Raw genomic sequence first — 8,347 nt, 5'->3', positions numbered from 1 at the left:
GGCGCCCAGGCCACGCACGTCCTGCCGCGCGCCACGGCGGAGGCCGTGCGCCAGCTCGCGCTGCGTGAGGGCGCCACGCCGTTCATGGTGCTGATGGCCGCCTTCCAGGCGCTGCTGCACCGCTACACCGGCCGCACCGACCTGCTGGTGGGCACGGACATCGCCAACCGGCACCACGCGGAGACGGAGGCCCTGGTGGGCTTCTTCGTCAACCAGGTGGTGCTGCGCACGCGCCCTTCGCCCCTGTTGCCGTTCCGCGCGCTGCTGGGCCAGGTGCGCGAGGCCGCGCTGGGCGCGTACGCCCACCAGGACCTCCCCTTCGAGGAGCTGGTGCGCGACCTGAACCCGGAGCGCAGCCTGGGCGCGTCGCCCCTGTTCCAGGTCAAGCTCATCTTCCAGAACGCGCGCGACGCGGCGCTGGCGCTGCCCGGCCTGTCGCTGCGGGTGGAGTCCATCGACCCGGGCGCGTCGAAGTTCGACCTCACCGTGGCCTTCAGCGACACCGCGGAAGGCCTGACCGGACTCTGGGAGTACAGCACCGACCTCTTCGACGCGGCGACGGTGGCGCGCATGCAGGAGCACCTGCGCACGCTGCTCGAAGGCGCCCTGGCGCGGCCCGACGGCGCGCTGGAGATGCTGCCGCTCATGACGGAGGCCGAGCGGACCGACGTCCTGGGGACCTGGAGCGCCGCCACGCTTCCCCTCGGGGAGCCGCTGCGGGTCCACCGCCGCTTCGAGGCCGTGGCCGCGGCGTTCGCGGACAGGCCCGCGCTCCGCTTCGAGGGGCGTGAGGTCAGCTACCGGGAGCTGGAGGCGCGGTCCAACGCGCTCGCGCGCCACCTGCGCGCGCAGGGCGTGGGGCTGGAGACGCGCGTGGGCATCTGCCTGGAGCGTTCGCCGGAGCTGGTGGTCGCCATGCTCGCGACGCTCAAGGCCGGCGGCGCCTTCGTGCCGTTGGACCCGGCGTACCCGAGCGCCCGCCTGACCTTCATGCTGCAGGACTCCGCGGTGCCCGTCGTGGTGACCCGCTCGGAGCTCGCGGACGAGCTGCCGGAGACGGGGGCCCACCTCGTGTGCCTGGACGAGGACGCCGCCCGGCTGGAGCGGCTGCCCGGAGCCCCGCTGGAGGACGCGGCGCGCCCGGACACCTGGCATACGTCATCTACACGTCGGGCTCCACCGGCAGGCCCAAGGGCACGCTGCTGACGCACGGGGGCCTCTGCAACACGGCGGTGGCGGTGGGGCGCGCGCACGGCGTGCACCCGGACAGCCGCGTGCTGCAGTTCGCCTCCAGCAGCTTCGACGCTGGCGTGTGCGAGGTCTTCTCCACGCTGCTGTCCGGCGCGTCCCTGGTGCTCGCGCCGAAGGACGCGCTGCTGCCGGGACCCGCGCTGGAGCGGACGCTGACGGAGCAGGCCATCACCACCGTGACGCTGACGCCGTCGGTGCTCGCGCAGCAGCCGCCGGAGGGGCTCACCACCCTGGAGACCGTCATCTCCGCGGGCGAGGCCTGTCCTCCGGAGGTGGTGCGGCGCTGGTCGCCGGCCGCCGGTTCATCAACGCCTATGGCCCCACGGAGATCACCGTGTGCGCCACGCTGACGGATCAACCGCTGTCGGCGGACCGGGTGACCATCGGCGGTCCGCTGGCCAACGTGCGTGTGTACGTGCTGTCCCCGGCGCTCCAGCCGCTGCCGGCGGGCGTCCCTGGCGAGCTGTACGTGGGCGGCGCGGGCGTGGGACGCGGCTACCTGGGCCACCCGTCGCTCACCGCCGAGCGCTTCATACCGGACCCCTTCGCCACGGAGCCCGGCGCGCGGATGTACCGCACGGGGGACAGGGCACGGTGGCTGGAGGGTGGGGCCCTGGAGTTCCTGGGCCGCTCGGACGCGCAGGTGAAGGTGCGCGGCTTCCGCATCGAGCTGGAGGAGGTGGAGGCCGTGCTGGGCGCCCAGGCCGGCGTGCAGGCCGCGGCGGCGACGGTGCGGGAAGAGGCCTCCGGCGTGCGCCGGTTGGTGGGCTACGTGGTGCCCTTCGAGGGCGCGACGCCGGATGAGGCCTCGCTGCGCGAAGGCCTGCGGCGCCGGTTGCCGGAGCACATGGTGCCGTCGGCGTTCGTGGTGCTGGACGCGCTGCCGTTGTCGCCCAACGGCAAGGTGGACCGCGGCGCGCTGCCGGCGCTGGGCGGCCGGCTGCCGCGTGAGGAGCCCTCCTTCGTGGAGCCCTCCACGCCCGCGGAGCGGCTGCTCGCGTCGCTCTGGTCGCAGATCCTCCGCGTGGAGCGGGTGGGCGCGGACGACAACTTCTTCGAGCTGGGCGGCGACTCCATCATCAGCCTCCAGGTCGTCGCGCAGGCGCGGCGGGCCGGGCTGGCGATCACGCCCAAGCAGCTCTTCGAGCACCAGAAGCTGCGGGACCTGGCCGCGGCGGCCACGTTGGAGGCCGCGCCCGCGGTCGCCGACGCCGGGCCGGTGAGCGGGACGGTGCCGCTCACGCCCATCCAGCGCTGGTTCCTGGAACAGGGCTCGCCCGCGCCGGAGCACTACAACCAGGCGGTGCTCCTGGCGGCCCGCGAGCCGCTGGACGCGGGGCTCGTCGAGGCCACGCTGCGGGCGCTCTGGCGGCATCACGACGCGCTCCGGCTGCGCTTCACCCGCGCGTGCGACGGCTGGGCGCAGCAGTACGGCTCGCCCGACGAGGCGGTGACCTTCCTCGTCCGCGAGGACCTGTCCGGCCTGCCCGAGGACGCGCGCGAGGCGCGGCTGGAGCAGGTGGCCACCCGCGTCCAGGGCGGCCTGGACCTGGGCTCGGGACCGCTGATGCGGGCGGTGCTCTTCACGATGGGCGCGGGGCAGCCCGCGCGGCTGCTCTGGGTCATCCACCATCTCGTCGTGGACGGCGTGTCCTGGCGCACGCTGCTGGAGGACTTCGAGTCCGCCTACCTGGCGCTGCGTGAGGGCCTCGCGCCCTCGCTGCCTCCGCGCACCACGTCCTTCAAGACGTGGGCGGAGCGGCTGGAGGCCCATGCCGCGACGGACGCGGTCGCCGCGGAGGCGGACGTCTGGCGCGCCCAGTCGCGGATGCCCGTGGACGCCTTCCCGCTGGAGGGTCCCGGCGGGGAGAACACCGTGGCCTCCGCGCGGACGGTGGCGGTGGAGCTGGACGCGGAGACGACGCGGAGACGACGCGGCTGCTGCTGCGCGAGGCGCCACGGCGTGGCGCGCACGCGTGGACGAGCTGCTGCTGTCCGCGGTCGCCCGGTCGCTGGGACAGGTGCTGGGCGTGGGCCGCGTGCGCGTCACCCTGGAGGGGCATGGCCGCGACGTGGCGCTTCCCGGCGTGGACGTGTCGCGCACCGTGGGCTGGTTCACCGCGGCGTACCCGGTGGTGCTGGACTGCGCGGGCCGGGGCTCGGAGGGCGACCTGCTGCGCGCCGTGCGTGACTCGGTGCGGACGGTGTCGGGCCGGGGCGCGTCCTACGGAATGCTGCGCCACCTGCGCGCGGACGACCTCTCGCGCGAGCTGGGCGCCCAGCCCGCGCCCCCGGTGGCCTTCAACTACCTGGGCCAGTTCGACGGACTGGCCGCGGGGCTGACGCTCCTGGAGCCCGCGAACGAGGGCACGGGCCTGTCGAAGGCACCCGGCGCCCTGCGCACGGAGGTGCTGTCGGTGGGCGCGCGCGTGTTGAAGGAGCGCCTGCGCCTGGAGTGGACCTACAGCGAGCACCTGCACCCGCGCGCCACGATTGAAGCGCTGGCCGGAGCGACCCTGGAGTCGGTGCGGGCCCTGGTGGCCCTGCGCGCCACGCCGGACGCCCTGCGCTACACGCCCGCGGATTTCCCGCTGGCGAAGCTGTCCGCGGACGTCCTGGAGCGCATCCTGCCGCCCGGCGAGGCGGTGGAGGACGTGTATCCGCTGTCCCCGCTGCAGGAGGGCCTGCTCTTCCACGGCATCCTGTCCCCGGAGTCGGGGGCGTACTTCGAACAGGTGAGCTGTTCGTTCCACGCGCCCCTCAACGTGCAGGCCTTCCACCGCGCCTGGCAGGAGGCGGTGGCGACGGAGCCCGTGCTGCGCACCGCGTTCCGGTGGGAGGGGCTGGAGCGTCCCCGCCAGGTGGTGTTCGCCCGGGCCGAGCTGCCCTGGTGCGAGCTGGACTGGCGCGGCCTGTCCCCCGAGGAGCAGGAGGCGCGGCTCGTGGCCCTTCGCGCGGAGGACCGTGCGCGCGGCCTGGAGCTCACGCACGCGCCGCTGATGCGCATGTCGCTCATCCGCATGGATGCGCGTGTCCACCACCTGGTGTGGAGCTTCCACCACCTGCTGATGGACGGCTGGAGCGTGGGCCTGCTCCTGCGGCGGATCTTCTCCCTCTACGAGGCCTTCGGTCAGGGCCGCGCGCTGCCCCCAAGCGAGGGCGCGACCTTCCGCGACTACATCGCGTGGTTGCAGCAGCAGGACCTGGGCCGCGCGGAGCGCTACTGGCGCGAGGCGCTGGCGGGCTTCACCCAGCCCACGCCGCTGCCGGAGGACCGGGGCCTCGCACGCGCGAGCGACTCGCGGGTGCTGCGCCGGCTGTCCCTGTCGAACTCCGTGACGTCAGCGCTTCAGGAGTTCGCGCGCCAGCAGCAGGTCACCCTCAACACGCTGGTGCAGGCGGCGTGGGGCCTGATGCTCGGACGCGCGCGGGCCTGGAGGACGTCGTCTTCGGGGCGACGGTGTCCGGACGTCCGTCGGAGATCGAAGGCGTCGAGGGCACGGTGGGCCTGCTGATCAACTCGCTGCCGGTCCGCGTCCGGGTGCCGGGGGACGCGGTGCTGGGGCCCTGGCTCCAGGCGTTCCAGCAGCGGCAGGCGGAGCAGCGGCAGTACGAGTTCAGCCCGCTGGTGGAGGTGCAGGGCTGGAGCGGGCTGTCGCGCGGGGCTTCGCTCTTCGAAGCGCTGCTCGTGTTCGAGAACTATCCGCTCGACTCGGCGGTGTGGGAGTGGGCGCGGGATTTGGAGGTCCGCGGCTTCGTGGTGAGCGAGTGGACCAACTACCCGCTCACGTGCGTCGTCGTCCCGGGCCGTGAGCTGGAGCTGAAGCTGCTGCACGACGTGGGGCGCTTCGCTCCGGAGTCAGCCGACTCGATGCTGCGCCACCTGGGCGCGCTGCTGGAGTCCTTCGTGTCGCACGCGGAGGCGCGGCTGGACGCACTGCCCATGCTGTCCGCCGCGGAGCGCCAGCAGGTGCTCGCCTGGGGCCAACCCAGGGCTCCCGCGTTCGACCCTGCGCCGAACGTGCACCAGCGCTTCGAGGCCTGGGCCGCGAGGACGCCGGACGCCGTGGCGGTGACGTACGAGCAGGCGTCGCTGACGTACGGCGAGCTGAACCGGCGGGCCAACCAGCTCGCGCATCACCTGCGCAAGCAGGGCGTGGGGCCCGAGGTGCGCGTGGGCCTGTGCGTGGAGCGGTCGCTGGAGATGCTGGTGGGCCTGCTCGCCATCCTCAAGGCCGGCGGCGCGTACGTCCCGCTGGACCCGTCGTATCCCGCGGAGCGGCTCGCCTTCCTGCTGGAGGACGCGGACGTGCCGCTGCTCCTCACGCAGGAGCGGCTGGTGGCGACGCTGCCCGCGGATCGCCCGGTGTTCCGGCTGGATGCGGACTGGGCGCGGGTCGCCGGTGAGCCCACGCATGACCTGGCTCCCACGGCCACGCCGGAGCACGGCTGCTACGTCATCTACACGTCCGGTTCGACGGGCAAGCCCAAGGGCATGCAGATCGAACATGCCCGGGTGACGCGCCTCTTCACCGCCACGCAGCCCTGGTTCTCCTTCGGCTCCGACGAGGTGTGGACGCTCTTCCACTCGTACGCGTTCGACTTCTCCGTCTGGGAGATCTGGGGCGCGCTCATCCACGGGGCGCGGCTGGTCATCGTCCCGTACCTGGTGAGCCGCTCGCCGGAGGCCTTCCGCGCGCTGGTGCACGACGAGGGCGTGACGGTGCTCAACCAGACGCCGTCCGCGTTCCTCCAGTTCGTGCAGGCGGACGCGGCCCGGACACAGGGCGGCGCGTCGAGCCTGCGGTGGATCATCTTCGGCGGCGAGACGCTGGAGTTCTCCAGCCTCCGGGCCTGGTTCGGCCGGCACGGCGACGCACGGCCGAAGCTCGTGAACATGTACGGCATCACGGAGACGACGGTCCACGTGACCTTCCGTCCCCTGACGGCGCACGACGCGGCCGGCGCGCAGCCCAGCAGCGTGGGCGTGCCCATCCCGGACCTCCAGGTGTACGTGCTGGACGCGCGCGGCGAGCTGGCGCCCGTGGGCGTCCCGGGCGAGCTCTTCGTCGGCGGTGAAGGGCCCGGCCGTGGCTACCTGAAGCGTCCGGCGCTGACGGCGGAGCGCTTCGTGCCGGATCCGTTCTCCGGCCGTCCGGGCGCGCGGCTGTACCGCACCGGAGACCTGGGGCGCTGGCGCTCCACGGGCGAGCTGGATCACCTGGGCCGCATCGACCACCAGGTGAAGCTGCGCGGCTTCCGCATTGAGCTGGGTGAAATCGAGGCCGCGCTGCGTGCCCATCCCACCGTGCGCGACGCGGTGGTGCTGGTGCGGACGGTGGCCGGCGACGCGCGGCTCGTGGCCTACGTGACGGCCCGGGACGGCGCGCGGGTGGACCCCTGGGAGCTGCGGCGCGTGCTGCGCGAGCGGCTGCCCGACTACATGGTGCCGCAGGCGCTGGTGCCCCTGGAGGCGTTCCCCCTCACGTCCCACGGCAAGCTGGCGCGTGAGGCCCTGCCGCTGCCGGAGACGGTGGACGCGGAGGAGTCCTCGTCCGCCGACGTGGCGCCGCGGACGCCCACCGAGGAGCTGCTGGCGGACATCTGGGCGTCGGTGCTCGGCGTGGCGCGGGTCGGCCGCGATGACGACTTCTTCGAGCTGGGCGGCCACTCGCTGCTGGCGACGCAGGTGGTGTCGCGGCTGCACGCGGTGTTTCCGGTGAAGGTGCCGCTGCGGGAGCTCTTCGAGCACCCCACGGTAGCGGCGCTGGGCCAGTGGCTGGATGCGGCGCTGGGGTCGAAGACCGGGACCGAGGCCATCGCTCGCATTCCGTCGCGGGTCCGTGGCGAGGGTGAGCCGTTGCCGCTGTCGTTCGCGCAGCAGCGGCTGTGGTTCCTGGACCGGCTCACGCCCGGAAGCGCCGCGTACAACATCCAGGCCGCGCTGCGCTTGAAGGGGCCGCTGGACGTTGCCGCGCTGGAGCAGGCGTTCACGCACGTCATCCAGCGGCACGAAGCGCTGCGCACCACCTTCGGCTCGGTGGACGGGCGTCCATTCCAGCGCATCGCCTCCGATGCGTCCTTCACGCTGCGGCGGGTGGACGTGAGCGGCAGGGAGGACGGTGCGCAGGAGACGGCGCGGGTCGCGGCGGAAGAAGCGCGGCGGCCGTTCGACCTGGAGGCCGGGCCGCTGATGCGGGCCCTGCTGGTGAAGGAGGGCGAAGGGGAACACGTGCTGGTGCTGGTGATGCACCACGTCGTGTCGGACGGCTGGTCGATGGGCGTGATGGTGCGGGAGGTGGGCAAGGCGTACGAGGCGAAGGTGAAGGGCACCGCGGCGCGGGAGGAAGCGCTGGAGGTGCAGTACGCGGACTGGGCGGCGTGGCAGCGGGAGTGGCTGGAGGGCGGCGCGCTGGAGGAGCAGCTGGCGTGGTGGAGGCAGCGGCTGGCGGGAGCGCCCGCCGCGCTGGAGCTGCCCACCGACCGGCCCCGGCCGGTGAACCCCACCTTCCGGGCCCACACCGTCGACGCCAGCCTGCCGCGGTCGCTGTCGGAGGCGGTGAAGGCGCTGGCGAAGCAGGAGGGTGTGACGCCGTTCATGGTGCTGCTGGCGGCGTGGCAGGTGGTGTTGGCGAGGCACGCGGGGCAGGACGACGTGAGCGTGGGAACGCCTATCGCGGGACGTCAGCGCGCGGAGACGGAGGGGCTGATTGGCTTCTTCGTGAACACGCTGGTGCTGCGCGCGAAGGTGGAGGCCGGCGCGAGCTTCCGGGAGCTGCTGGCGCAGGTGCGGGAGACGACGCTGGGTGCGTACGCGCACCAGGACGTGCCGTTCGAGAAGCTGGTGGAGGCGTTGCAGCCCGCGCGGGATCTCGCCCGGCACCCGCTGTTCCAGGTCCTCTTCACGCTGCAGAACACGCCGGTGACACCGTGGGCCGTGCCGGAGCTTTCGGCCGCGCCGTACGCGCTGTCGCGTCAGGCCTCGAAGTTCGACCTCGCGCTGTCCCTCACGGAGCAGGAGGGCGGCTTCGCGGGCTCGGTGGAGTACAGCACGGACCTGTACGAAGAGGGGACGGTGCGGCGGTGGATGGAAGGC

Annotated in this window: 3 protein-coding genes and 1 pseudogene; all 4 read left to right on the top strand. The window is 73.4% G+C overall.

Features of this window, described 5'->3' with window-relative positions:
* Nucleotides 1-1,206, top strand: a 1,206-nt coding sequence (locus ACLEQD_RS31410; protein WP_410389189.1) for a condensation domain-containing protein, incomplete at its 5' end; no start/stop codon positions are given.
* A pseudogene (locus ACLEQD_RS31405) lies at nucleotides 1,149-3,184 on the top strand (amino acid adenylation domain-containing protein); the annotation flags it as partial. The gene ACLEQD_RS31410 and the pseudogene ACLEQD_RS31405, both read left to right, overlap by 58 nt.
* A gap of 43 nt (nucleotides 3,185-3,227) precedes the next feature.
* Nucleotides 3,228-4,766: a condensation domain-containing protein gene (locus tag ACLEQD_RS31400; protein ID WP_410389188.1), complete on the top strand. Its 1,539-nt coding sequence runs from the start codon at nucleotides 3,228-3,230 to the stop codon at nucleotides 4,764-4,766.
* Nucleotides 4,655-8,347: amino acid adenylation domain-containing protein (locus ACLEQD_RS31395; RefSeq protein ID WP_410389186.1), on the top strand; the 3,693-nt coding region annotated here is incomplete at its 3' end. The genes ACLEQD_RS31400 and ACLEQD_RS31395, both read left to right, overlap by 112 nt.

This window comes from Corallococcus sp. 4LFB, from assembly GCF_046520365.1.
GTDB classification, from domain to species: Bacteria; Myxococcota; Myxococcia; order Myxococcales; family Myxococcaceae; genus Corallococcus; species Corallococcus caeni.
This window is presented reverse-complemented; position numbering and strand designations above follow the sequence as displayed.